At 71.9% G+C, this 25,675-nt stretch carries 23 protein-coding genes; 6 read left to right on the forward strand and 17 right to left on the reverse strand.

Annotation, left to right across the window (positions count from 1 at the left end; translation table 11 throughout):
* Positions 1–978 (forward strand): NAD(P)/FAD-dependent oxidoreductase (locus GIS00_RS25090; protein ID WP_154771217.1); only part of this gene is annotated, 978 nt, incomplete at its 5' end.
* 32 nt (positions 979–1,010) lie between these two features.
* A complete protein-coding gene (locus tag GIS00_RS25095; protein WP_154771218.1) occupies positions 1,011–1,358 on the forward strand; it encodes a carboxymuconolactone decarboxylase family protein in 348 nt (115 codons plus the stop codon).
* A gap of 105 nt (positions 1,359–1,463) precedes the next feature.
* Here the strand turns inward: GIS00_RS25095 and GIS00_RS25100 are convergent, their stop codons facing one another.
* The 5 genes from GIS00_RS25100 to GIS00_RS25120 all read right to left on the reverse strand — a co-directional run bounded on the left by GIS00_RS25100 (position 1,464) and on the right by GIS00_RS25120 (position 6,267).
* A complete protein-coding gene (locus GIS00_RS25100; RefSeq protein ID WP_154771219.1) occupies positions 1,464–1,811 on the reverse strand; it encodes a UBP-type zinc finger domain-containing protein in 348 nt (115 codons plus the stop codon).
* A 55-nt stretch (positions 1,812–1,866) separates the two neighbouring features.
* A complete protein-coding gene (locus GIS00_RS28710) occupies positions 1,867–3,303 on the reverse strand; it encodes an ATP-binding protein (protein ID WP_154771220.1) in 1,437 nt (478 codons plus the stop codon).
* Between the two features lie 12 nt (positions 3,304–3,315).
* Positions 3,316–4,995 carry an FAD-dependent oxidoreductase gene (locus GIS00_RS25110; protein ID WP_154771221.1) on the reverse strand — a complete coding sequence of 560 codons (1,680 nt, stop codon included), beginning with the start codon at positions 4,993–4,995 and terminating at the stop codon, positions 3,316–3,318.
* Positions 4,996–5,120: 125 nt separating this feature from the next.
* Positions 5,121–5,852, reverse strand: a complete 732-nt coding sequence (locus GIS00_RS25115) for a TetR/AcrR family transcriptional regulator (RefSeq protein WP_154771222.1) — start codon at positions 5,850–5,852, stop codon at positions 5,121–5,123.
* A gap of 40 nt (positions 5,853–5,892) precedes the next feature.
* Complete coding sequence (locus GIS00_RS25120; RefSeq protein ID WP_154771223.1) at positions 5,893–6,267, reverse strand: DUF5655 domain-containing protein; 375 nt, start codon at positions 6,265–6,267, stop codon at positions 5,893–5,895.
* 175 nt (positions 6,268–6,442) lie between these two features.
* On the opposite strand from GIS00_RS25120, the gene GIS00_RS25125 reads away from it, so the two are divergent.
* The gene (locus tag GIS00_RS25125; RefSeq protein WP_154771224.1) at positions 6,443–7,378 is read left to right on the forward strand and encodes an SDR family oxidoreductase; all 936 of its coding nucleotides are present in this window, start codon (positions 6,443–6,445) and stop codon (positions 7,376–7,378) included.
* Between the two features lie 50 nt (positions 7,379–7,428).
* Positions 7,429–8,022: a GNAT family N-acetyltransferase gene (locus GIS00_RS25130; protein WP_154771225.1), complete on the forward strand. Its 594-nt coding sequence runs from the start codon at positions 7,429–7,431 to the stop codon at positions 8,020–8,022.
* Between the two features lie 12 nt (positions 8,023–8,034).
* Here GIS00_RS25130 and GIS00_RS25135 read toward each other — a convergent pair whose 3' ends face one another.
* From GIS00_RS25135 to GIS00_RS25160, 6 genes are all read right to left on the reverse strand, one after another.
* Entirely contained in the window at positions 8,035–8,460 is a 426-nt protein-coding gene (locus GIS00_RS25135) for a molybdenum cofactor biosynthesis protein MoaE (protein WP_154771226.1), read from the reverse strand.
* Positions 8,457–8,924 carry a MogA/MoaB family molybdenum cofactor biosynthesis protein gene (locus GIS00_RS25140; protein ID WP_407666925.1) on the reverse strand — a complete coding sequence of 156 codons (468 nt, stop codon included), beginning with the start codon at positions 8,922–8,924 and terminating at the stop codon, positions 8,457–8,459. Before GIS00_RS25140 ends, GIS00_RS25135 begins: the two co-directional genes overlap by 4 nt.
* Before the next feature lie 20 nt (positions 8,925–8,944).
* Positions 8,945–9,433, reverse strand: a complete 489-nt coding sequence (gene moaC, locus GIS00_RS25145; RefSeq protein ID WP_154771228.1) for a cyclic pyranopterin monophosphate synthase MoaC — start codon at positions 9,431–9,433, stop codon at positions 8,945–8,947.
* Positions 9,426–10,862 carry an NAD-dependent malic enzyme gene (locus tag GIS00_RS25150; RefSeq protein WP_154771229.1) on the reverse strand — a complete coding sequence of 479 codons (1,437 nt, stop codon included), beginning with the start codon at positions 10,860–10,862 and terminating at the stop codon, positions 9,426–9,428. The genes moaC and GIS00_RS25150 overlap by 8 nt, the downstream gene beginning before the upstream one ends.
* Before the next feature lie 176 nt (positions 10,863–11,038).
* A complete protein-coding gene (locus GIS00_RS25155; RefSeq protein WP_322098415.1) occupies positions 11,039–11,689 on the reverse strand; it encodes a nucleotidyltransferase family protein in 651 nt (216 codons plus the stop codon).
* Positions 11,601–11,783: a hypothetical protein gene (locus GIS00_RS25160; protein WP_154771230.1), complete on the reverse strand. Its 183-nt coding sequence runs from the start codon at positions 11,781–11,783 to the stop codon at positions 11,601–11,603. The genes GIS00_RS25155 and GIS00_RS25160 overlap by 89 nt, the downstream gene beginning before the upstream one ends.
* Positions 11,784–11,945: 162 nt before the next feature.
* Here GIS00_RS25160 and GIS00_RS28715 point away from each other — a divergent pair, with 162 nt between their 5' ends.
* Positions 11,946–14,195, forward strand: coding sequence for a helicase-associated domain-containing protein (locus GIS00_RS28715; RefSeq protein ID WP_154771231.1), 2,250 nt, complete (start codon positions 11,946–11,948; stop codon positions 14,193–14,195).
* A 230-nt stretch (positions 14,196–14,425) separates the two neighbouring features.
* Here GIS00_RS28715 and GIS00_RS29195 read toward each other — a convergent pair whose 3' ends face one another.
* Positions 14,426–14,962, reverse strand: coding sequence for a hypothetical protein (locus tag GIS00_RS29195; RefSeq protein ID WP_154771232.1), 537 nt, complete (start codon positions 14,960–14,962; stop codon positions 14,426–14,428).
* Between GIS00_RS29195 and GIS00_RS25175 the strand changes: the two genes are divergently transcribed.
* On the forward strand, positions 14,919–15,899 hold the full coding sequence (locus GIS00_RS25175) for a L,D-transpeptidase (RefSeq protein ID WP_322098436.1): 981 nt from the start codon (positions 14,919–14,921) through the stop codon (positions 15,897–15,899). The two genes, GIS00_RS29195 and GIS00_RS25175, sit on opposite strands and share 44 nt — an antisense overlap.
* A 461-nt stretch (positions 15,900–16,360) precedes the next feature.
* On the opposite strand, the gene GIS00_RS29200 is transcribed toward GIS00_RS25175, so the two are convergent.
* The 5 genes from GIS00_RS29200 to aceA form a co-directional block, all read right to left on the reverse strand.
* Complete coding sequence (locus GIS00_RS29200; RefSeq protein WP_154771234.1) at positions 16,361–18,220, reverse strand: VWA domain-containing protein; 1,860 nt, start codon at positions 18,218–18,220, stop codon at positions 16,361–16,363.
* A gap of 163 nt (positions 18,221–18,383) precedes the next feature.
* Positions 18,384–20,891: a DEAD/DEAH box helicase gene (locus GIS00_RS25185; protein WP_154771288.1), complete on the reverse strand. Its 2,508-nt coding sequence runs from the start codon at positions 20,889–20,891 to the stop codon at positions 18,384–18,386.
* A gap of 97 nt (positions 20,892–20,988) precedes the next feature.
* A complete protein-coding gene (locus tag GIS00_RS25190) occupies positions 20,989–22,482 on the reverse strand; it encodes an FGGY-family carbohydrate kinase (RefSeq protein ID WP_154771235.1) in 1,494 nt (497 codons plus the stop codon).
* 158 nt (positions 22,483–22,640) lie between these two features.
* Positions 22,641–24,308 (reverse strand): malate synthase A, encoded by a 1,668-nt coding sequence (gene aceB / locus GIS00_RS25195; RefSeq protein ID WP_154771236.1) that lies wholly within the window; start codon positions 24,306–24,308, stop codon positions 22,641–22,643.
* 43 nt (positions 24,309–24,351) lie between these two features.
* Positions 24,352–25,656, reverse strand: coding sequence for an isocitrate lyase (aceA, locus tag GIS00_RS25200; RefSeq protein WP_154771237.1), 1,305 nt, complete (start codon positions 25,654–25,656; stop codon positions 24,352–24,354).
* Between the last annotated feature and the right edge of the window lie 19 nt (positions 25,657–25,675).

Below are 25,675 nucleotides of genomic sequence, written 5' to 3' on the forward strand. Positions count from 1 at the left end.
GGCCTGGTCGACACCGTCTACGCCGAAGGCATCGCCGCCGGACAGCCACTCACCAGGCCCGCCGGTGAGGACCTGGCGGCGTTGGTGCCGCTGGCCGACCCGCACGGCATCGTCGCCACCAGCTGCCACCCTCTCGACGGCCACTACGACCCGGCCGCCGCCACCCGCCATTTCGCCGACCAACTCGCCCCCGCCGGCGTCACGTTGCTGCTGCGCACCACCGCCCGCCGCATCCGGACCCACCCCGACCACTCCGTCGCCGGCATCCACACCAGCCACGGCACCATCACCACCCCGATACTTGTCGTGGCCGCCGGCATCTGGACGCGGCACCTGTCCCGCACGGTCGGAGTCGACATCCCTTTCCAACAGCGCTCCGTCACCCTGGGCCGCACCACCCCCGCGACCCCCGGCCTGTTCGCCCCGGTGCTGCAGCACTCCGAGTTCACCGCCTGGCAACGAGAAGACGGCCGCATCGTCCTCGGCACCGGCCTCATCGGCCGCGACACCGTCCACCTGCCACCCGCCGCGCTGGCCGACCCGGACGTCCGCCGGCACCTGCGCGCCAACCGGCACGCCACCCGCATCCGCCCCGACCTGACCGGCACCACCCGACACACCCCCGACCACATCCCGGACACCATGCGCTGGTATCCGCCCGATCGCAGCGAGCTCACCCGGGCGCTGAAAGCCCTGCACCGGGCCGTCCCCGCCACCAGCAGCGTGAAGATCGAGCACACCTGGACCGGCATCCTGGACACCACCCCCGACGCCCTCCCCGTCCTGGACACCACCCAGGACGTCCCCGGACTCACCGTCCTGGCCGGCATGTCCGGCCACGGCATGGCCATCGGACCCGTCACCGGCACCATCGGCGCCCACCTCGCCCTCGGCAAAGACACCGGCTTCGACCTCACCGCCTTCCGCCACCGGCGCTTCGACCGACCGCGCAGAGCCACCGCCTCCCGACCGGGCTGAACCCACCATCCAGATCAACTGAGAGGTCACAGATGTCGCACTACCACGATCCGTCGGATGCCGACTACGACAAGGTCTACGCAGCGGAGACCCCGGATCTGCTGAAAGCTTTCGGCCGGTTCGACGCCGCGGTGTTCGCGCCCGAGGGTCGCGCACTCGATCTCAAGCACCGGGAACTGATCGCGGTGGCCGTCGCACTGACCACACAGTGCGTCTACTGCATCGAGTTCCACTCGCAGAACGCCATGAAGGCCGGCGCGACGACAGCCGAACTCGCGGAGGCAAGCTGGGTGGCGACCGCGATCCGAGCTGGGGGCGGCTTCGCGCACGGCCGGTTGGCCTTCAAGTACGCCGGGCAGACCGACGTCACTACCAGCTGAGTCGTTTTCGCCTAGCCAGCAGCAACGGCTGCGCTCGTTCCCCGATGGTGCCGGCCATTTAGCCGCTCGCAGTTGCTCACCGGTTGCAGGACCTCAGGTGTCGGGTCAGTGCACGTACTTCATCCAGTCGGCGGGCACCCGCCCGGCGGGGCCGGGGACGGGCTGGTCGGCGGGGTGCGCCTGCGGGTCGGCGAGCTCCGGCCCACCGAAACCGGAGTCCGAGGTGTAGTCCCAGAACCAGTCCTCGCCGGGCTCGAAGCTGCGGATGATCGGGTGGCCGGACTCCTTGAAGTGCGCCGTCGCGTGCTGGGAGGGCGAGGTGTCGCAGCAGCCGATGTGGCCGCACAGCGCGCACCGGCGCAGGTGCACCCACCAGCCGCCGGCCGCGTCGCACTCCACGCAACCGGTGCCGCTCGGCGGCACACTCGGGTCCACGCCGGGGATCTCGGACATCGGGTTCTCCTTCTGTCAGGCTCTATCTGGCACTCTCAGGCAATGTCCGGCACCGTCAGGCGTCGGTGGGCTGCGGGCCGGACAGTGGCAGCCGGACCAGGAACCGGGTGTCGCCAGGGGTGGACTGCAGGCTCAGGTCGCCGCGGTGCTTCTTGACGACGATGCGCCAGGAGATGTCCAGCCCGAGGCCGGTGCCCTCGCCGACCGGCTTCGTGGTGAAGAACGGCTCGAAGATCCGGTCGCGGATCTCCTCCGGCACACCGGGTCCGGTGTCGGCGATCTCGACGAACAGGTGGTCGTCGCCGAGCGGTCCGGTGGTGATGGCCAGCGTGCCCTCGCCGTGCATCGCGCCGACCGCGTTGTCGATGAGGTTGGTCCACACCTGGTTGAGTTCGGCGGCGTAGCAACCGATCCGCGGCAGCGAGGTGTCGTAGTGCTTGACCACCTGCACGCCGCTGCCGATCTTCTTGCCGAGCATCACCAATGTCGAGTCGAGCAGCTGGTGCACGTCGACGACCTGGAACGGCGCGCGATCCATCTGCGAGTACTGCTTGGCCGAGTCGACCAGGGTGGAGATGCGGGTGGTGGCGTCGGCGATCTCGTCCATCAGCTGCTCGGTCTCCACCGTGTAGCCGAGCCAGCGGACAGCACCGGGGAAGGCCTGCTCGCCGACGGTGTCACGGACCTCCTGCAGCCAGTCCGGTTCCAGCCCGGCCTGCACCAGGGTCGGCGCGATGTCCCAGCCGCCCGGCACGTCGTGCTCGTCCAGCCAGTCGGCGAGGGCGTCCTCCCGGTCCCCGGCCTCCAGCGGGCTGAGCTGCGGCGCCTTGGCCGCACGCTCGACCGCCTCCTCCTGGATCTTCACCACGGCCGCCATCGCGTCCGGGGTGAAGTGCCCGGAGGCGATGAAGCCGAGTTTGTGCCGCATACCGGCCACCCGCTCGCGCAGCGCCGCGGTCGCCCGGACCGCGGCCGCCGCCGGATTGTTCAGCTCGTGGGTGAGCCCGGCGGACAGCGAGCCCAGGGCCAGCAACCGCTCACGCTGGCCGACCGCGGCCTGCGAGCTCTGCAGGCCGAGGAACAGGCCCTCCAGCATGTGCATGGCCATCGGGAACCACTCGCGCATGATCCCGGCGAAGGTGCCGGCGTCCAGCACGTAGAACCGCGACGGCCGGATCACCCGGACCGAGTTGCGGTAGATCTGCGGCACCTGCTCGCCGAGGTAGGACTGCACCGCGCCGCTGTACACGCCGCGCTGCGAGGTCCGGGACGTCTCGATGTCCTCGCCGCCGACGCGGCGGAGCAGCGCGATCTCGCCCTCGAGCATCACGTAGAAGCAGGTGGCCGGGTCGCCCTCGGTGAACAGGTTGCCCGGCTCGGCACGGATCACGTGACCCTCACTGCAGATGCGCTGCAGCTGCTCGGGTTCCAGCTTCTCGAAGAGGAACAGCGTGCGCAGTTCCTCGATGTCGCAGGGCAGGGTCTCAGACATGTGCGGACTCACTCATGATCGCTCCAGGTATCGATGGACCAGCATCACGGCCATGGCTCCCTCGCCGACGGCGGAGGCCACCCGTTTCGCGGACTCGGACCGGGCGTCACCGGCGACGAACACGCCGGGCACGCTGGTCTCCAGGTGGTACGGCGGCCGCTCCAGCGGCCAGCTGCGCGGGTGTCCGTCGTCCAGCGGCAGGTCGGGACCGGCCACGACGAAACCCTTCCCGTCCTTCACCACGACGCCGTCCAGCCAGTCGGTGCGCGGCGCGGCGCCGATGAACACGAACAACCAGCCGGCCGGCACCGTCTCGGTCTCCCCCGTCGCGGTGCTGCGCAGGGTCAGCTCCTCCAGGTGGTCGGACCCGGTGCCGGCGATCACCTCCGTGCAGGTGCGGACGTGGATGTTCTCGATCGCAGCGATCTGTTGGATCAGGTAGTAGGACATCGACGACTCCAGCGTCGACCCGCGCACCAGCAGCGTCACCGACCGGGCACCACGGGCCAGGTACACCGCGGCCTGGCCGGCCGAGTTGGCCCCGCCGACGATGTAGACGTCCTGCTGCGCACAGGATGTCGCCTCGGTCAGTGCCGCGCCGTAGTAGACGCCGCGGCCGGTCAGGTCGCCCAGACCGTCGGCCGGCAGCTGCCGGTAGGACACGCCGGTGGCCAGCACCACGGCCCGGGCGTCGACCGAGCTGCCGTCGGCGAACCGCACCCGCCGGGCCGGGCCGTGCACCTCCAGGCCGACCACGTCCCGGGTGGTCAGCAGTTCGGCACCGAACCGGGTGGCCTGCCGGCGGGCCCGGTCCGCGAGCTGGGCGCCGGACAAGCCGTCCGGGAAACCGAGGTAGTTCTCGATCCGCGAGCTCTGCCCGGCCTGGCCCCCGGTCGCGGTGCGCTCCACCAACACGGTGCGCAGACCCTCGGAGGCCCCGTAGACCGCCGCGCCGAGACCGGCCGGCCCGCCGCCCACGACGATCAGGTCGTAGAAGTCGGAGATCGGTGTGGTGGCCAGCCCGACCCGGTCGGCCAGCTGGGCGTCCGACGGCGCCACCAGCGGTTGCCCCTCGGTGGTGATCACCACCGGCAGCGACTGCGCGTCCTGACCGGCCGCGGCCAGCAGCCGCTCGCCCTCCGCCTCGTCGGCGGCGAACCAGCGGTACGGGATCTGGTTGCGCGCCAGGAAGTCCCGCACCTCGGCCGAGCGCGCCGACCAGCGATGCCCGATCACCTTGGTCTCCGGCACCGCCCGGTGATCGGCCGCCTTCCATGCCTCCAGCAGGGAGTCCACCACCGGGTAGAGCTTCTCCTCCGGCGGGTCCCAGGGCTTGACCAGGTAGTGGTCCAGGTCGACGACGTTGATGGCGGTGATCGCCGCATCGGTGTCGGCGTAAGCGGTGAGCAGCACCCGGCGGGCCGCCGGGAACAGGTCCATCGCCTGCTCCAGGAACTCGATGCCGTTCATCTGCGGCATCCGGTAGTCGGCCAGCAGCACGGCGACCTGGTCCCCGCGGAGCTTCAGCTCGCGCAGCGCGTCCAGGGCCTGTGCCCCGGACTCGGCCCGCACGATGCGGTGGTCGGAGCCGTAGCGGCGGCGCAGGTCGCGGGCGACCGACCTGGACACCCCGGGATCGTCGTCGACGGTCAGGATCGCCGATCGGGAAGGACCGGGCACTGCTGCGGTCATGCCACTCCCTGCTGCCGTGGGACCCGGCCCTGCCGGACCGCGCCCCTCCAGTCTAGGAACGCCCGGGCCCGGCGCGCCGGGGTTGTGCGCTCAGGGCGCAATCGGCGCGACGCGGCGCCGGCCGTTCACGGAGCGACCCGGCCGGTGATCGACACCGGCAGCGGCATCCCGAACGGCCCGCCGCCGATCGGCGGCCGGTGCAGCAGGCCGGTCAGCACCACCGCCAGCACCTCCTGCAGCGCCGGGGCGAAGTCGAGCTTCATCGCGGCGAGATCCGGTGCGGCGCGGTAGGCCTCGAGCATCGCCGCGGACGGCTGGGTGTGCTGCCACAGCGCGCCGGCGACCACCGAGACGCCGGCCGCGGCCTCGATCGCCGCGGCGTCGGTCAGCTCCGGGACCGCCGCACCGATCACCGCCCCGAGCCGGGTGGCGTCGGTCAGGGAGGACCGCTTCCAGGCCGCGGCGACCTCGGGCGAGAGGTTGCGCTCCAGCACGCCGGCCTGCGCCCCGAGCAGGTCGCAGAGCACCGGTCGGGCGGCGGCCGCGGACGCCACCAGCTCCGCCACCCGCTCCACCCGGTCGGCCACCGGCGCGTCGGCCGGCACCGCGGCCAAGAGCCCGGGCAGCTCCTCGAGCCAGTCCGCCCACTGCGCGGTGAGCAGCTCGAGCAGCACCGCCTCGCGGGACTCGAAGTAGCGCAACACGTTCGACTTGGCCAGGCAGACCCGGCGGCTCAGCGCGTTCAGGCTCAGCTCGGCGACCGGCATCTCCTGGAGCATCTCCGCCGCGGTCGCCAGGATGGCGGTGCGGCGCACCTCGCGCTGCTCCGCGGAGCGCGCCCGTTGGAACCCGGTCATGATCGCCGATCCTACAGACCATCGGTCTGTAGGACGCGGGTCAGCGGGCCAGGTGCGCGCCCTGCCCGACCGCGTAGGCCTCGCCCAGCCAGCCGGCGAACTCCTCGTCCAACTGATCCGGCCGGGTCACCGTGACGTGGTGGACGAACAGCGACGTGGTGTACGGCGACACCGAGCTGATCCGCGGATCCCGGACGATCCGCTGCAGGTCCAGGTAGCAGCGCAGGCCGGTGGCCGTCGGCCGGGCGCCGGCGAACCCGCGCCGCGCACCTTTGAAGGTGATCGTCGTCTTGGACGGCGACAGCTCGTACGGCCCGCACCGGTCCAGCAGCTCCACGAACGACCGGTACAGCTCGAGCGATCCGGCGGGCTTGCCGCGCATGTGGTCCTCGACGCTCCATCGCGGGTCACCCATCCGGCCAGAGTGCCGGACCGGACCACGATCGACAACCGCCCACTTCGACTGCCGTTGGCCGACCGCACGAGCCGTCGGAAAGAACCGCCGGTCTGTTGATAACGAACCACCGGTCCGCTACGGTCGACGACAACAGACCGACGGTCTGCTGTACAACGGACACGAGGAGGACACCATGCTCGAGATCCCCGACCTGACCGGCCGCACCGTGGTCGTGACCGGCGCGAACAGCGGCACCGGCAAGGAGGCGACCCGTCGGCTCGCCGGCGCGGGCGCGACTGTGGTCATGGCCGTCCGGACGCCGGAGAAGGGCGAGCAGGCCCGATCCGAGATCCGGGCCGGGCTGCCGGACGCCGACCTGCAGGTGCGCCGGGTCGACCTCGCCGACCTGGCGTCGATCGCGGACTTCGCCGACGGCCTGGTCGCCGACGGCACGCCCATCGACCTGCTGATCAACAACGCCGGCGTGATGGCGCCGCCGCGGCGGCTGGAGACGGCCGACGGCTTCGAGCTGCAGTTCGGCAGCAACTTCCTCGGCCCGTTCGCGCTGACCCTGCGGCTGCTCCCGCTGCTGCTCGAAGCGGGCGGTGCCCGGGTCACCACCATGAGCAGCGGCGTCAGCCACATGGGCCGGATCGACGTCGATGACCTGCAGTGGCAGCGCAAGCGCTGGTCGCCGATGCGCAGCTACGCCCAGTCGAAGCTGGCCGACCTGATGTTCTCGCTGCAACTCGCGCGGATCGCCACCGAGCGTGACCTGGACCTGGTCAGCAATGCCGCGCACCCCGGGTTCACCCGGACCAACCTGCAGACGGCCGGCGCCAACCTGGGGCGGGCCACGCCGAAACGACGGCAGTCGCTGATGTTCTCGCTGGTGCCCTCGCAGTCGGTCGGGCCGGGCACCGAGCCGCTGCTGCACGCGGCCACGTCGCCGATCGCCGGATCCGGTTCCTATTGGGGCCCGGGCGGTTTCGCCAGTCTGATCGGCCCGACCGCGGTGTCCCGCATCCCGCGGCACGCGCTCGACGAGCAGGTGGCGGCGCGGCTCTGGACCACCGCCGAGGAACTGACCGGCGTCACGCTCGACGCGGCGGTGCGACCGCGCGCCTGAGGCCCGATGGCAAGGCACCGGCCTCAGGTGCGCGGTCCTAGGATCCGGGCATGGCCTTCCTCGAACCCGTCACACTCACCGGCGATCTCGTGGTGCTGGAGCCGCTGTCCACCGATCACCTCGAGGGTGCGGTCGCGGCGGTCCGGGACGGCGAGTTGTGGAAGCTGAGCTACACCGCCATCCCCGATCCGGACGGTGTCGCCGCCGAGATCGACCGCCGACTGGCCGAGCAGGCAGCCGGCCGGATGCTCCCGTTCACGGCCGTGCGTCGGGACACCGGCGAGGTCATCGGGATGACCACCTTCATGAACCCGGACCCGGTCAACCGCCGGGTGGAGATCGGGCACACGTGGAACGCGACCTCCGCGCACCGGACCGGCACCAACACCGAGAGCAAGCTGCTGCTGCTCGGCCACGCCTTCGAGACCCTCGGCTGCATCGCCGTGGAGTTCCGGACGAACTGGTTGAACATGCAGTCCCGGGCGGCGATCGCCAGGCTCGGCGCGAAGCAGGACGGCGTGCTGCGGCACCACATGGTGATGCCGGACGGCAGTTTCCGGGACACCGTGGTGTTCTCGATCATCGCCGTGGAGTGGCCGGCGATCCGTGGCGAGCTGCGCCGCCGGTTGGCCGCACACCGCTGAGGTCGGCCGTGCTCAGGCCGAGCCGACCCACTCGTCGGACCCGTCGGCGAACACCTGACGCTTCCAGATCGGGATCCGCTTCTTGACCTCGTCCACCAGTTCGGCGCAGGCGGCGAACGCCTCGCGCCGGTGGGCGGCGGACACCGCGGCGGCCAGTGCGACGTCACCGATCCCGAGCAGCCCGAACCGGTGACTGACCGCGACGGCGAGAACACCGTCCCGGGCGGCGATCTCGGCGGCGACCTCGGCGACCACCCGGGCCGCGGTGGGGTGCACCTGGTACTCCAACTCCTGCACCGACCGGCCGCCGTCGTGGTCACGCACCACCCCGGAGAAGCTCACCGTCGCGCCGGCGGCGGCCACGTCCACCGCCGCGACATGCGCTGCCACGTCCAGGTTCTCGTCGGACACCGCGGCGATGATCACCCGGCCGGTCATCCGGTGCCCGATCCGGGGTGGTCGCCGCCGGCCAGCTGGTCCAGGGCGTGGTCCAGCACCCGGTCCAGCACCGCCATGCCGTCCTTCACCCCGCCGGTCGACCCCGGCAGGTTGACCACCAGGGTGCGCCCGGCGACACCGGCGACCCCGCGGGACAGGATCGCCGTCGGCACCTTGTCCGCGCCCTCCCGGCGCAGCGCGTCGGCCAGGCCGGGGATCTGGTAGTCCAGCAGGGCGGCGGTCGCCTCCGGGGTGCCGTCGGTGGGGGTGAGGCCGGTCCCGCCGGAGGTGATCACCAGGTCGGCGGTCAGTGCGCCGCGCAGCGCGATCGGCAGGTCCGGCCCGTCGGCGACGACCACCGCGTCCTCGCAGTGGAACCCCTTGCCGCGCAACCATTCCACCAGCAGCGGTCCGGTCCGGTCCGGGTAGACACCGGCCGCCGCGCGGGTCGAGGCGACGATCACCACGGCGGTGCGCGGACCGCTCATCGGTCCGCCGGCCGCTGCCAGGACCCGGTCTTGCCGCCGTCCTTCGACTCGACGCGGACGGCATCCAGCACCGCGGCCGGGTCCACGGCCTTGACCATGTCGTGCAGCGTCAGCCCGGCGACGGCCACGCTGGTCAGCGCCTCCATCTCGACGCCGGTGCGATCCGCCGTCCGCACCGTCGCGGTGATCCGCACCTCGTCCCCGCCGAGCGAGAGATCAACGGTGACACCGGAGATCGCGATCGGGTGGCACAGCGGCACCAGGTCCGGGGTGCGCTTGGCGGCCATGATCCCGGCGATCCGGGCGGTGGCCAGCGCGTCGCCCTTGGGCAGACCGTCCCGGCGGAGCAGGTCGACCACCTCGGCGGTGGTCCGCAGCACGCCGGTGGCCACCGCCGTGCGAGCGGTGACCTCCTTGCCGGTCACGTCGACCATCCGGGCGGACCCGGCGGCGTCGACGTGGGTCAGCCCGGCTGCGTCAGTCATCGTCCTCGCCGACCGAGGAGAAGCTGGCGGCCGGCGCCGCGTGGCCCTGCTCGTGCGCGACCCGGGACACCGCCGCCGCCACCGCCTTCGAGACCTTCGCGTCGAACACGCTCGGCACGATGTAGGAGGCGTTGACCTGGTCCGGCGCCACCACGTCGGCGATCGCGGCGGCCGCGGCCAGCAGCATGTCGTCGGTGATGTTGTGCGCCTGGGCGTCCAGCAGCCCGCGGAACACCCCCGGGAAGGCCAGCACGTTGTTGATCTGGTTCGGGAAGTCGCTGCGGCCGGTGGCGACGACGGCGGCGTACTGCTGCGCCTCCAGCGGGTCGATCTCCGGGTCCGGGTTCGCCAGCGCGAACACCACCGCGTCGGAGTTCATCGCCCGGATGTCCGCGCCGGTCAGGATGTTCGGCGCGGAGACGCCGATGAACACGTCGGCCCCGACGATCGCGTCGTGGATGGTGCCGGTCTGCGCGTCCTTGTTGGTCTTGCCGGCCACCTCGGCCAGGTTCGGGTCCATGCCCTCCCGGCCGCGGTGCACGATGCCGTTGATGTCGACGGCGACGATGTCGGCCGGGGTCTGCTTCAGCAGCAGCCGGATGATGGCGTTGCCGGCGGCGCCGACCCCGGAGACCACGATCCGGCAGTTGGTGATGTCCTTGCCGACCACCCGCAGCGCGTTGCGCAGGGCCGCGACCACGACGATCGCGGTGCCGTGCTGGTCGTCGTGGAACACCGGGATGTCCAGCATCCCGCGCAGCCGCCGCTCGATCTCGAAACACCGTGGGGCGGCGATGTCCTCGAGGTTGATGCCGCCGTAGACCGGGGCGATCAGCTGCACCGTGCGGATGATCTCCTCGGTGTCGGTGGTGTCCAGGCAGACCGGCCAGGCGTCGACGCCGGCGAACTTCTTGAACAGCGCCGCCTTGCCCTCCATCACCGGCAGCGCCGCGGCCGGGCCGATGTTGCCCAGGCCCAGCACGGCGGTGCCGTCGGTGACCACGGCGACCGTGTTCCGCTTGATGGTGAGCCGGCGGGCGTCGTCCGGGTTGTCGGCGATGGCCCGGCAGACCCGCGCGACGCCGGGGGTGTAGGCGCGGGAGAGGTCGTCACGGTTGCGCAGCGGGACCTTGGAGGTGACCTCGATCTTGCCGCCGAGGTGGACCAGGAAGGTGCGGTCGGAGACCTTGCGCACCTCGACGCCCGGCAGGCTGCCGACCGCCTCGGTGATCAGGCCGGCGTGGTCGGCGGACAGCGCGTTCGCCGAGAGGTCGACGACCATCAGCCCGGCGGCCGATTCGACGACGTCGAAGGCGGTGATCACGCCGCCGGCCTTGCCCACAGCGGTGGTCAGATCCCCCGCTGCGGTGGCCGACGGCGGGGCCGCGATCCGCATGGTGATCGAGTAACCGGGACCTGGCATCGCCATGGGGAGGACTTCCTTCATCGGGTGGCGCGGGGCGCTTCTTCGGTGGCACGGGGCGTGACGCCGGCACGCTGACGGATGCCGTCCGCATTTCCGGCACCAGAAGGCTAGTCCGTCGCGGCGTGGTGTGCCGCTGCCCGACGTCCGTCACAGCGGTGACCCCGCGCACGCCGGTCACCTCAGGCAGGCGGCTCGTCGACGTCCAGTCCGGTGGCCAGGTCGCCGCACTCCACCAGCACGACGTCGCCGCGGGCCAGGTGGTCACGGGCGCCGCGATCCCCGGTGGCCGACGCGGCGATCGCCGCCAGGTGGTCGCGGCCGAGCAGCACCGGGTGTCCGGGCACCCCACCGTACGAGGCCCTGGCCAGCACCGACGGTCCGTGTACGACAGCGGCGGCGGCCACCCGGTCGACGACCCGGATGTCGACGTCGGGCAGGTCGACCAGCATCACCAGGACGGCAAGAAGGTCGGGCCGGGCGGCGAGTGCCTGCAGCCCGAGCCGCAGACTGCCGCCCATGCCGGTCTCCGGTTCCGGGTTCCGCACCACGGCGGTGCCCGGTGGCAGCACATCCTCGACCTCCTGCGCCGCTGCGCCGGTGACGACCAGCACAGGGTCCAGGGACCGCAGGGTGCTCAGCGCTCGCAGGACCCAGGGTCCGTCGCCGGTGTCGGCGAGCGCCTTCGGGCCGCCGAACCGGCGACCGGCGCCGGCAGCCAGCAGCAGCCCGGCGACCCCCGGATCAGCGATTGATGACCGTGCTGGGGTGGTGGTAGGGCAGAGAGGCCGGATCGAGCGGGAACTCGGTCTCGCCGAACGGCGACAGCGCACCCTGGCGGTCGGCGTTGAACTCGCTCACGGCGTGCTCACCGTCCGGCACCCGGGGCCATTCCGGATCGACACCCTTGCCGCGCTTGTCCGCCACCGGACCTCCTCGTTCGCCGCCGGTCCGCCACCGGCACGCGCCGCCCGGTCGACCGCGCGGCGCTCCCATCATCCCCGACCGCCGGGCGTCGCTCAACACGCTGTCCACACCCGCGCGGGACCCGTCCGGGACCACCGCCCGGACTGCGTACCGTGACCGCTGATGACCTCGTGCCTGGACTGGATGCGCGGGCGGTCCGACGCCGCCCTGATCGCGCTGCTGCGCGCCCGTCCCGACCTCGCCGTCCCGGCGCCGGGCGACCTGGCCGTCCTCGCCCGGCGGTTGGACACCCCGCCGTCGGTCTGGCGGGTGTTGGAAGGGCTGAACCGGTTCGAGGTCCAGTTGCTGCAGGCGCTGGTGCTGCTCCGCGGCGCGGCCCCCTCCGCCGGGGTGGTCACCCGCCTGCTCGGCCCGGACACCGATCCGGATGCGGTCCGGGCCGGCCTCGACCGGCTGGAGACCGTCGGCCTGGTGCGCGGACCGGACCTGGAACTGGCGCCGCCGGTCCCGACGGCGCTCGGGGAGTTCCCCGCCGGGCTCGGCCCGCCGGGGAGCCTCGACCCGGTGGCGGCGCGGCGCGCACTGGCCGGCCTCGACGAGGATGCGGCGGCCCTGCTGCGCCGGCTGGACGGCGGTCAGCCCCGCGGCACGCTGACGCCGGGCAGCCCGGTCGCCCGGCTCGCCGACGACCTGGTGGAGAAGGGTCTGCTGGTGCGGGCGGACGCGGCGACCGTGGTGCTGCCCCGCGAGGTCGGCATGGCGCTGCGCGGTCATGCCCCGCTGGGCGAGGTGCAGCCTGTGCTGCCGGACGTCCCGGTCGGCCGGCACACCCGGAAGACCGTCGACGGCACCGCCGGCGGCCAGGGGCTGACGGCGCTGGCCGCCGCCCGCGGGGTGATCGGCGCGATGGGCCGGAACCCGGCGCCGGCGCTGAAATCCGGCGGGCTCGGCGTCCGTGAGCTGCGCCGGATCGGCAAGGAGATCGACCTGCCGGAGTTCCGGGTCGCCCTGCTCGCCGAACTGCTCGCCGCTCTGGCGCTGATCGCCACCAGCGAGCCGCGCACCCGGTCCACCTCGATCGCCTGGGCACCCACCCCGGAGTCCGACGACTTCCTCGACGGCGAGGAGGCCGAGTGCTGGTCGCTGCTCTCCCGCACCTGGTTCGAGTTGCGCCGCGAACCGGCCCGGGCCGGCAGCAAGGACGCCGCCGGTCGCACGGTCAACGCCCTGGCCGCCGAGATGTCGTGGCTGCGCGGTCCCACCGACCGCCGGTTCGTGCTGCAGATGCTCGCCGACCTGCCGCCGGGCAGCGGTCTGGAGGGGGATGCACTCACCCAGCGGTTGGCCTGGTTGGCCCCGCTGCGTCCGCCGGAGCGCCGGGACCCGCTGGCCCGCGTGCTGGTGGAGGAAGCGACCTTCCTCGGCATCGTCGCCTTCGGTGCGATCACCTCGGCCGGCCGGGCACTGCTCGGTGATGATCCGGACGCGGTCACCCTGGCCTACCGGGAGTCACTGCCGGACCCGGTCGACAAGGTGCTGGTGCAGGCGGATCTCACCGTCGTCGCACCGGGTCGGCTGGAACCCGGACTGGCCGGCCGGCTGGCCGAGATCGCCGACATCGAATCCGCCGGCAGCGCCACCGTCTTCCGGGTCACCGCGCAGAGCCTGCGCCGCGGGTTCGACGGCGGTGCCACCGCCACCGACGTGCACAGCCTGTTCGAGCGTCACTCGGCGACCGGGGTGCCGCAGGCGCTGACCTACCTGATCGACGACACCGCCCGGCGGCACGGCATCCTCCGCGTCGGCGCCGCGACGAGCTACCTGCGCAGCGAGGACTCGACGCTGATCGACACCGCTCTCGCCCACGCGCAGGCCGCCGGCATCGAGTTGCGGCGGCTGGCGCCGACCGTCGCGCTGTCCACTACCCCGCCCGAGGACCTGCTGGCGGTGCTCGCCGCGGCGGGGCTGCTGCCCGCTGCCGAGGATGCGGACGGCACCGTCGTCGACCTGACCGCGGCGCCCGCCCGGGTGCGTTCGGCGCCGCCGGCGATCACCGGCCGCCGGGAGCCACCGGCGCCCAGCGAGGAGCAACTCGTCGCGCTGGTCCACCGGATGCGGGCCGGCGACCAGGAGTCCCGGCAGCGGGCCGGCGGGCAGTCGCCGGAGGAGTCGACGGCCCGCTCCCTGCAACTGCTCCGCGATGCCGCGGCCCAGCGGCAGCAGGTCTGGATCGGGTACGTCGACGCGGAGGGTGGGACCAGCCGGCGGCTGATCGAACCGATCGCGGTGTCCGGCGGTACCGTCGCCGCCTTCGACCAGCTGCGGCAGACCATGCGGACCTTCGCGCTGCACCGGATCACGGGGGTGGGCATCCCGGAGCCCGGGGAGACCTCGGGCGCGACCGGGGCCTGACGGCTGTTCTGTTCTGCCCGGTCCGCCCGTCAGGTCCGCCGGCCACCGGACGGGTCTGCACACCCCCATGGCTGCACCGGTGCCGTTGACGCTGCCGGTCCTGTCCGTCCTCTACGGCAGATCCGACTCCGTGACCCCAACGGGTGAAACTCGGCGCGAAGCGGACGACCTGCCGATCCGGGTCCGGCCGAACTCAACCGATCCGTGACTTCGCGCGTCTAACCTGCACATCAGGTCCTCACGTGCACCGATCGCGCTCCGCGCCGCACCCCGGGATCACCAACAGCACGGCGAGGGGCCCTGCGGGGCGGGACGGGTACCACCATGAAGCGATCACTCCTTTCCGGGATCACTGCGGCCTTCGCGGCCGTGGTCACCGGGTTCGCGCTCACCGCGTGCACCTCGGCCGGCGCGGCCGACCCGGCGATCACCGCGCCCGCGATCGGCACCACCTCCCCGGCCGCAGCGACCACCACCGCCCCCAGCGCCACCACCTCGGTGAGCGTGCCGAGCCTGCCGTCGGTCACCAGCGTGACCACCTCCACCGACTCCTCGACGACGTCCTCCTCGTCGAGCAGTTCGACCTCCACCTCCACGACGACCTCCACCACGACCTCGACCCCCGCGCCCATCGCGAAGCCGACCGTGGCCACCAGCCCGAAGTCCGGCGCCGACAACATCTCCCCGCGGACCGCCATCACGGTCAGCACGAAGACCGGCACCATCACCTCGGTCAAGCTGGTGAACGAGGAGGGCGGCTCGGTCATCGGCAAGTTGAGCGCCGACAAGAAGTCCTGGACCACCGCCGAGGTGCTCGGCTACGGCCGGACCTACACGCTGTCCGGTACCGCGAAGAACGCCGGCGGCAGCACCGCGCTCAAGGGCTCCTGGAAGACCGCGGCGCCGGACGGGATCGTCTCGGTCAACATCTCCCCGCGTGAGGACCGGGTCGTCGGCATCGCCGCCCCGATCCTGGTCAGCATCGGCACCGACATCACCGACCAGACCGCCCGGGCGAACATCGAGAAGGCCATCACCGTCACCACGTCGCCGAAGACCGAGGGCTCCTTCGCCTGGATCCAGCACGACGACGGCTGGGGCCTGGACTGGCGGCCGAAGAACTACTGGAAGGCCGGCACCAAGGTCACCGTGACCGCCGACATGTACGGCGTGGACATGGGCAACGGGCTGTGGGGCGAGGAGGACAAGGTCGCGACCTTCTCCATCGGCCGCGCCCAGGTCACCAAGGGCGACGTGCAGACCCACCGGCTGCAGGTCTTCCGCGACGGCAAGCTGGTCCACGACTACCCGGCGTCCTTCGGCTACGAGGGCGATCCGGGCCGGGTGACCCGCAGCGGCACCTACATCGTCATGGAGAAGCACGACCTCTACCTGATGAGCAACCCGACCTACGGCTACACCGACTTCAAGGCCTACTACGCCACCCGGATCTCCAACAACGGCGAGTTCATCCACGCCAACGACGGGACCGCCGACGTGCAGGGCTACGAGAACGTGACCCACGGCTGCATCAACCTGACCTACGACCGGGCCAAGGAGTACCAGGAGGAGGCGCTCTGGGGTGACCCGGTCGAGATCACCGGCTCCTCCATCCCCCTCACCGAGTCCGAGGGCGACATCTACGACTGGGCCATCCCGTGGGAGGACTGGATCACCCGGTCCGCCCTCTACGGCTCCAGCTGATCCATCGTCCCTGAACGCCCCCTCCCGCTCGTCGGGTGGGGGCGTTCGGCGTTGGTGCCCGGTGCCGGCTGGTGGACAGCGCCTGGAGGGGCGGGAGTCCCGCAGCGGGCGGGTTTCTCGACGCCCCGGAGCGGTTCCGATCGCCGGCTGATCGGCACCGGGTTCCGCGATCCGGGCGGCGGTGGGCGTGGCCCCGACCACGGGTGCGAACGCAGGCCCACCTCGAAGGAATCGGGGACCGGAACCATCGGCCGGCGATGGAAATGGTCCCCGATCGGGCCACCCACCGCACCACCCGCGGCCGGCCCCTCACCGCGCTACGGACCCGACCACCTCCCCACCGGCGTCGACCGCTCCGATCGGGGACCGCAACCATCGGCAGGCGATGGAAAAGGTCCCCGATTCCGGTGCGCACCCTCGACCACCTCGTCTCCAGACCGGAGCACCCACCACAGACGGGATCAACGAGCAGCGGTGAGCAGCACCCCGGCGATCTGGTCGGCGGAGTCGACGGTCATCACGGTGCCGTCGACGGCGTCGGCGAGGCGGCCGAGGGCATCGAGATCGGCATCACCGAAGGCGAGTAGCACCAGGGTGACCGGGCGCTCCGGATCGCGGGCCGCCTGCAACGCCGCGACCGTGCCGTCGAGGTCCTGCCCGCCGTCGACATCCTCGTTCCGGCCGTCGGTCATCACGGCGAGCACGGTCCGGGCTCCTGGTCGGGCCGAGTCCCTCGCCGCCGCATAGGCATCGACGAGGGTGTTGTAGAAAGCGGTGCCGGTCGGCAGCACCTCCGCCCGGGCGAGCGAGTCCTGCAGGGTCGCGGTGCCGGCGGGGTCCAGGGTCGTCAGCGGCACCCGCTCGATCCAGTCCCGCGGGGCGTCGAGCTGGTTGCCGAAGATCCAGAGGCCCATCCGGGACCCGACCGGCAGCGCCGCCGGCAATGCCTCGCCGGCCGCACGAGCGGTCGCCAGCGGGGTCGGCGTGCCGTCCCCCTTGTCCCCCATCGATCCGCTCACGTCCACGACGGTCAGCACGTCCAGCGGCCAGGCCTTGTCGGTCAGCGAGCGGGCGTTCGTCAGGGTGACCGCGTCCAGCGGCGGCAGCACCGCCATCCGGCCGACACCCGGAAGATCGATCTCCTTGGTGCCGGGCTTGGTGAAACCGGCAGCGGCACGGGCCTTGTCGCCGGCCGCGCCGAGCAGCGACTGCTGCAGGGCAGCGGTCGCCGGGGACGACGGGCGCAGGTTCATCCACGGATACGCCAGTGCCGGAACACCTTCGGCGGTCTTCACCACCACTCCGAGCGGCCCGCGCGGGCTGTTCAGCAGTCGCTGCTCGGTGACCCGCAGGTGCCCGTCGGGGATGACCCGGCCCGCATCGACCGGACGCGCCGTCTTCAGCACGGCCGACGCCACCCCGACCCCGGAGTACCCGTCCCCGGTGTCCGCGGTGGCGAGACCGGTGAGCCGGCCGGCGATGTCGGTGGCGGTGCCGGACGTCGCCGGTGACTGGATCTGCAGGGTGGTCCCGGCGTGGGCGGCCGGGTCGAGCAGCGAGGCCCAGCTGGACCCGGAGGAGTTCAGCGAGCTCGCCAGCGCCGGCGCCGCCGCGAGCACCACGGGGCTGCCCGCCATGCTCCGCGCGCCGGTCGCAGCCGCCACCCCGAGGGCCGCGGCGCGTTCGCGGGAGTCCGGGATCCACGCGTCGACGGTGCCGTTGCGCAGCAGCCGCGCACCGTCGGACGTGTCGACGACGGTGAGGGCGAGATCGACGCAGGCGTCCTCCGCCGCCGCCCGGACGACCGGGGCGAACCCGGTGGTGGTGGCGATGCGGACGGTGCCGACCGACGTGCAGGTGGCCGGCGGCGTCGCGGGCGGAGTCGTGGCCGGCGGCTCCGAGGTCGGCGGAGCAGTGGTGGACGGCGCAGTGGTGGACGGCGCAGTGGTGGACGGCGCAGTCGATGGTGAACCGCTCGTTGATACCGAAGAGGTGGGCGTCGGAGAAGGAGCGGGCGCACCGGTCGACGTCCCGGAACCGGAGGGCACGGAAGGCACGGAAGGCACCGCCGGCGGGGACGCGGCATCCGTCCCCGTGGTCCCCGTGGCGCCAGGCACCGAGTTTCCGGGATCGGATTCCTCGGGATCGGACACGACCGGAGCGGCCGACGGATCCGAGGTACCGCGCTGTGCAGCACCTTCCGTACCGGATCCGGGGCGGATGATCAGCAGCGCCACGGCAGTGATCACCGCCGCAGCGACCACCACGACGATCGCCGCGACCCACCCCCGGTGCACCTTCGGCTGCTCGTGCCTTCCCACCGCACCTCCTCATTGAGGTCACGGAGCGTGGTCAATCAGCTCCGCAAACGTCGAATCCCACCCTTTCAGCCGGTGATTCGACACCCAGCCTACCCAAGATGGGCACGATACGAGCGGAATGCAGCACGTTCGGGTGCATCGGGAGTCGGCAGGATCAAGAGGATCAGGCCGGACCGACGTCACGCAGCGTCAGAACGATCTCGCCCTCCTCGTCGGAGGCGGCCAGGTCGACGTCGGCGCGCAGGCCCCAGTCGTGGTCGCCGTCGGGATCGTCGAAGATCTGCCGGACGTGCCAGACGCCGGGCTCCTTGTCGATGACGACCAGCGCCGCCGAGCGGGCAGGCCCGCCGGTGCCGAGGTGGTCGTACTCGTCGCGGTAGTCCTCGATCGCCTCCTGCCAGCGGGCCGAGTCCCAGCCCGCCCCGCCGTCGAGTTCCCCGAGTTCGGCGAAGGCTCCCCGGCTCGCCAGCTCGACGCGCCGGAAGAGCGCGTTCCGCACCAGGATGGTGAAGCCCCGCACGTTCGCACTGATCCCCCGGGACGCCGACGGCGGCCGGATCCCGGCCCCGGGTGTCGCCGGATCCTCGTCGTCCGGGTGCGCGAGTGCTTCCCACTCGTCGAGCAGGCTCGAGTCGACACCACGGACCAGTTCGCCGAGCCAGGCGATGATGTCCTGCAGGTCCTCGGTCCGAGCCTGTTCCGGCACCGTCCGGCGCAGCGCCCGGTACGCATCGGCCAGGTACCGCAGCACCACGCCCTCCGACCGCTGCAGGCCGTAGAAGGCGATGAACTCGCCGAAGGTCATGGCCCGCTCGTACAGGTCCCGCACCACCGACTTCGGCTGCGGCTCGTACTCCGCCACCCACGGGTGACCCTTGCGGTAGGTCTCGTAGGCCACCTCGACAAGATCGGCCAGCGGGCGTGGGTATTCGACGTCCTCGAGCAGCTCCATCCGCTCCTCGTACTCGATGCCGTCGGCCTTCATCGCGGCCACCGCCTCGCCGCGGGCCTTGAAGCGCTGCGCCGAGAGCACCGGACCGGGACCGTCCAGGATCGCCTCGATCAGCGAGACCACATCCAGCGCATACGATTCCGACTCCCGGTCCAGGATGTCCAGGGCGGCCAGCGCCAGCGGGGCCAGCGGCTGGTCCAGGGCGAAGTCCACCTGCAGGTCGGCGGTCAGCCGGTACCGACGGCCGTACTCGTCCGGCTCGTCCAGTCGCTCCACCACGCCGGCGGTCAGCAGCGCGCGGCCGATCGCGAGTGCCCGCAACGCATGTCGGAGCTGACGTGGTCGCGGGTCGTGGCTGCTCTCGATCAACCGGCGCATCGCGGTGAAGGCGTCCTCGGGGCGGGCCAGCAACGACAGGATCATGCTGTGACTGACCCGGAAGTGCGATCCCAGTGGCTCCGGATCAGCGGCGAGCAGTCGGTCGTAGGTCTGCTCCGTCCAGGCCACGAAACCCTCGGGAGGCTTGCGGCGCTGCACCTTCCGGCGTTTCGCCGGGTCGTCCCCGGCCTTCGCCAACGCCCGCTCGTACTCGATCACGTGCTCCGGCGCGAGCACCACGACATCGCCGGAGGTGTCGAAGCCGGCCCGGCCCGCGCGCCCGGCGATCTGGTGGAACTCGCGGGCGGTGAGCAGGCGGGTGCGGTGACCGTCGTACTTGGACAGCTGGGTGAGCAGCACGGTGCGGATCGGTACGTTGATGCCGACGCCGAGGGTGTCCGTCCCACAGATGACCTTGAGAAGGCCTGACTGGGCGAGCTTCTCGACCAGGCGACGGTACTTGGGGAGCATGCCGGCATGGTGCACGCCGATGCCGTGCCGGACCAGCCGGGACAGCGTGCGGCCGAACCCGGCGGAGAACCGGAAGTCGCCGATCAGCTCGGCGATGGCGTCCCGGTCGGCACGCGAGGCGACGGTGACGCTCATCAGCGCCTGTGCCCGCTCCAGCGCCGCGGCCTGGGTGAAGTGCACGATGTAGACCGGCGCCAGTCCGGTGGACAGCAGTTCCTCCAGCGTCTCCTGCAGCGGCATGGTGACGTACGAGAAGTGCAGCGGCACCGGACGTTTCGCGTCGTCGATGATGCTGACCGCACGCTCCGTCCGCTGCTCGAGGTCGTCGGCGAGCGGGCGGATGTCGCCCAGGGTCGCCGACATCAGCACGAACTGCGGACGGTCCAGCTCGAGCAGCGGCACCTGCCAGGCCCACCCGCGCTGCCGGTCGCCGTAGTAGTGGAACTCGTCCATCACCACCATGCCCGGGTCCGAGTCGCGGCCGCCGCGCAGGGCGACCAGCGCGAGGATCTCGGCGGTGCAGCAGATGATCGGGGCGTCGGCGTTGACCGCGGAGTCGCCGGTGATCATCCCGACCGATGCCGGGCCGAAGATGTCGGTGAGGTCGAAGAACTTCTCGCTCACCAGCGCCTTGATGGGGGCCGTGTAGTACGACCGGCGGCCGGTGGCCAGCGCGACGAACAGCGCGGCGGTGGCGATCATGCTCTTGCCGGAGCCGGTCGGGGTGGCCGCGACCACGTGGTTGCCGGAGACGATCTCCAGCAGGGCCTCCTCCTGGTGCGGGTACAGCACCGTCCCGCGCCGCTGCGCCCAGTCGGTGAAATGGTCGAACAGGGTGTCGGCGTCGGTGGCCGGCGGCGGCGTCAGCAGCTCGACGACGGCCTCGGGGTCCAGCACCTCGTCGGAGGCCGGGCGGTCGGCGAGGTCGTCGGTCACCCGTACACCCTTGCACGCCGCGGGCGGCGGATCAGCCGGTCCGCTCCCGCGACAGCTGGGCCAGGACCTGCTGGATGCCGCGGGTGGAGGTGTGCAGGCCGAGGTAGTGCGGCCAGAGCCGGTCGTACACCTGCTGCCAGTCGCCGTCCGGCCGGGTCTCGCCGACCACCGGGTTCCACTCCGTGATGTCCGGGTCCAAGCCGGTCGCCACCGCGGCGAGGTAGGCATCGCCCAGCGCGGCGCCGATGTTCTCCCTGGTCAGTTGCTGCGGGAAGCCGGTCACCGAGCTGACAATGCGCGGCCAGAGCGCGCTCTGCGAGCCACCGCCGACGGCGACCAGCCGGTCGAGTCGGGCGCCGGCGTCGGTGAAGGCCTGCAGGTTGTGCCGGACGCCGAAGGCGATCGCCTCCAGGATCGCCCGGTAGAGCTCGCCGCGGCCGGTGTCCAGGGTCAGGCCGGCGACGACGCCGCGGGCATCCGGCTCGAACAGCGGCGTCCGCTCACCGGCGAAGTACGGCAGCATCAGCAGCCCGCGGGATCCGGCCGGCACCTCCCCCGCCGCGTCCACCAGGCCGGCGTAGTCCTCGCCGGTGATCCGGCGGAACCAGTCGGTGACCGCGCCGCTGGTGGCCATGCCGGCTGCCAGGGTGAAGGTGTCGCGGCGGGCGCCGGCGGTCGACCAGAGGCCCGGGCTGGACAGCGGCTGCTCGGTGACCGCGGTGATGAACATCGTCGTGCCGTACATGACCATGACGTCGCCGACCCCGGTGGCGCCGACGCTGACCCCCTCGGCCCAGGCGTCGATGGTCCCCGCGGTGACCGGGATGCCCTGCGGCAGGCCGGTGGCGGCGGCAGCCTCGGCGGTCACCGTGCCGACGACGTCCTCCGGCCAGGCCAGCGCCGGCAACTCGAGCTCGGGGAACAGCTGTGCGCACCACTCCCGGTTCCAGTCGCGGTCGGCGGGCCGGTACAGCGGTGCTGACTGGCTGGCCGAGTGGTGGTCGAGCACGTACTCGCCGGTGAGCCGAGCGACGAGGAAGGAGGCCGTGGTGTGGAACCGCCGGGTCCGCGACCAGGCGTCGGGTTCGTTCTGCCGCACCCAGAGCAGCTTCGGGCCGACCGCCTGGCTGGTCAGCCGGTTCCCGGACTGCCGGAGGATCTCTGCCTCACCGAGAAGTGCGTCCAGCTCGTCGATCTGGGCGCCGGCGCGGGTGTCGATGCCGTACAGAATGCCGGGGCGCACCGGCCGGTCCTGCGCGTCGGTGGGCAGCACGCACGGGCCCAGGCCGCTGATCCCGACCGCGGTGATCCGGACGTCCGGCGTCGCTGCGAGCTCGCGGGTGAGGGCGACGAGGTCGCCCCACCAGACGGTGTCGGCGTCCTGCTCGAACCAGCCGGGGTGCGGGGTGGACGTGCCGTGGGGCCGGGTCGCCCGGGCGACCACCGTGCCGCCCGCGTCGACCAGCACGGCCTTGCTGCTGGAGGTTCCGATGTCCAGGCCCAGAACGACCGCGTTGTCACCCATGCGGCCACCCTAGAGCAGCACGCCGCGCGAGGATCTTCTTCGGCTGCGCGTACGAAGTCGGCGACTCGCGCCACATCCGTCCCAGATGCGGCATCTTCGTACGCGTCGTGGAAGTTGATCCTCGCGCGGCGGGGGTGGTGCGGGAGAAGGGGTGCGGGTCAGACGTTCTCGCTCATCCGCAGATCCTTGTGGTGGTCCAGCGGCCCGGTCATCCGCAGCGGCGAGTCCAGCAGGTACTTCACGTAGGCGTAGTTGGTGAAGAACCCGGGCATGTACTCACCGAGGGCCACCTCGGTGAAGACGTCCTCGGCCGCGGCGAACCGGGCCTTCGCGGCGTCGTCGGCGTCCCGGGTCAGCCGGGTCATCTCCTCGGCCAGGATCCGCTGCACCAGCGGTCGGCTGACGGTGATGCCCTCGGCCAGCCGGGTGGAGTTGCGGATCCACTGGAACACCTGCGCCCGGGAGATCTCGACCGTGGCCGCGTCCTCCATCAGGTGGTGCAGCGCCACCGCACCGGAGCCGCCGATCCAGGCGGCCAGGTACTCCAGGGCCACGGCGACGTTGGCCCGCAGGCCGCTCATCGTCGCCTCCCCGGCGGTGCGGGACAGCGACAGCAGGTCCGCCGCGGTGGTCCGGACCTCCGGCCGCTGCCGCTCGAGCTGGTTCGGGCGGTCGCCCAGCACCTTCTCGAACACCTCGGCGACCACCGGGACCAGGCCCGGGTGCGCCACCCAGGAGCCGTCGAAGCCGTCGCCGGCCTCCCGGGTCTTGTCGCCGCGCACCGCGGTCAGCGCCCGGGTGGTGGCCGCCGGGTCGTCCTTGGACGGGACGAACGCGGCCATGCCGCCGATGGCGTGCGCACCGCGCCGGTGGCAGGTCGACACCAACAATTCGGTGTAGGCCCGCAGGAACGGGGTGGTCATGGTGACCTGACCGCGGTCCGGCAGGTCGTAACCCTGGCCGCGCTGGGCGAAGGTGCGGATCGCCGAGAAGATGTAGTCCCAGCGACCGGCGTTCAGACCGGCCGCGTGCTCCCGCAGTTCGTAGAGGATCTCCTCCATCTCGAAGGCCGCGGGCAGCGTCTCGATCAGCACGGTCGCCCGGATGGTGCCGCGCTCCAGCCCGTAGGTGTCCTCGGCCAGGGTGAACGCGTCGTTCCACAGCCGCGCCTCCAGGTGCGACTCCAGCTTCGGCAGGTAGAAGAACGGCCCCTGCTCCCGGTCGGCCAGCAGTTGCGCGTTGTGGTGCACGAACAGGCCGAAGTCCACCAGGCTGGCCGGAAGCGGCCGCCCGTCGATGGTCAGGTGCTTCTCGCAGAGGTGCCAGCCACGTGGCCGGACCACCACGGTCGGCGTGACATCGCCGACGCTGTAACGCTTGCCGTTCTTCTCGAAGTCCAACTGCCCGCGCAGCGCCAGGTACAGGTTGTGCTGCCCGTCGACGATGTTGAACCAGGTCGGTGCGGTGGAGTCCTCGAAGTCCGCCATCCAGACGTCGGCGCCGGAGTTCAGCGCGTTGACCGTCATCGTCGGCGTCGGCGGGCCGGTGATCTCCACCCGGCGCCGGGTCAGCGCCGGGGCGGGCGGGGCGACCTTCCAGGACCCGTCGGCGCGGATCGACCGGGTGGATCCCAGGAAGTCCAGGTTCTCGCCGGCCGAGATCCGCTTGGACCGTTCGCGTCTGGCCTGCAGCAGTTCCGCGCGGCGGCCGGCGAACTCGCCGTCCAGGGTGGCCACGAAGGCGAGCGCCTCGGCGCTCAGGATGGTCTCGAAGCCGGGGTGGATGGTGCCACGGACCGTCGGGGTGCGGGGCAGGGTGGTGGTCATCGGTCGTGTCCTCTCGTCATCGCTGTGCTGGTACCGGCGTCGATCAGTGGAACTGCTCGGCCTCGGTGGACCCGGCGAGGGCCAGCGTGCCGCTGTCGGGGTTGATGGCGGTGGACACCTTGTCGAAGTAGCCGGTGCCGACCTCCGCCTGGTGCTTGACCGCGGTGTAACCGTCTGCGGCAGCGGCGAACTCGGCCTCCTGCAGCTCCACGTAGGCGGTCATGCCCTGCCGCGAGTAGCCCTGCGCCAGGTGGAACATCGAATGGTTCAGCGCGTGGAAGCCGGCCAGCGTGATGAACTGGTAGCGGTAGCCCAGGTCCCCCAGCTCGTCCTGGAAGGTGGCGATCTGCGCGTCGGTGAGCGCCGAGCGCCAGTTGAACGACGGCGAGCAGTTGTAGGCGAGCATCTTGCCCGGGAACTCGCGGTGCAGCTCGGTGGCGAACTCGCGGGCCAGACCCAGGTCGGGGGTGCCGGTCTCGACCCAGATCAGGTCGGAGTACGGGGCGTAGGCCTTGGCCCGGGCGAGCACCGGATCCAGGCCGCTGCGCACCCGGAAGAAGCCCTCCGAGGTCCGCTCGCCGGTGAGGAACGGCTCGTCGATCGGGTCGACGTCGCTGGTCAGCAGATCGGCGGCGAGCGCGTCGGTGCGGGCGATGACCAGCGTGCGGGTGCCGCTGATGTCGGCCGCCAGCCGGGCCGAGTTCAGCGTGCGGACGTGCTGCGAGGTCGGGATGAGCACCTTGCCGCCGAGGTGGCCGCACTTCTTCTCGGCCGCCAGCTGGTCCTCCCAGTGCACACCGGACGCGCCGGCGGCGATCATCGACTTCATCAGCTCGAAGGCGTTGAGCGGGCCACCGAAGCCGGCCTCGGCGTCCGCGACGATCGGCACCAGGTAGTCGGTCTCGTCGTTGCCCTCGGCCCAGTCGATCTGGTCGGCCCGCAGCAGCGCGTTGTTGATCCGGCGGACCACGGCCGGCACCGAGTTCGCCGGGTACAGGCTCTGGTCCGGGTAGGTCTGCCCGGCGAGGTTGGCATCGGCCGCGACCTGCCAGCCGGAAAGGTAGATGGCCTCCAGCCCGCCGCGGACCATCTGCACCGCCTGGTTGCCGGTCAGCGCGCCCAGCGCGCGGGTGAACGTCTTGCGCTGCAGCAGGTCCCACAGCCGCTCCGCGCCGATCCGGGCCAGGGTGAAGTCCTCGGTGACCCGGCCGCGGAGGTTGACCACGTCGGCCGCCGAGTAGGTCCGCTTGATGCCGGCCCAGCGCGGGTCGGTCGCCCAGTCCTGCTCGAGCAGGGTGGCGGCGTCGGCGCGGGAGAGAGTGCCGGGAGTGTCCAACGTGGCGGTCATGTCGGCCGTTCCTTTCGGG

It is taken from the genome of Nakamurella alba (assembly GCF_009707545.1).
Classification (GTDB): Bacteria; Actinomycetota; Actinomycetes; order Mycobacteriales; family Nakamurellaceae; genus Nakamurella; species Nakamurella alba.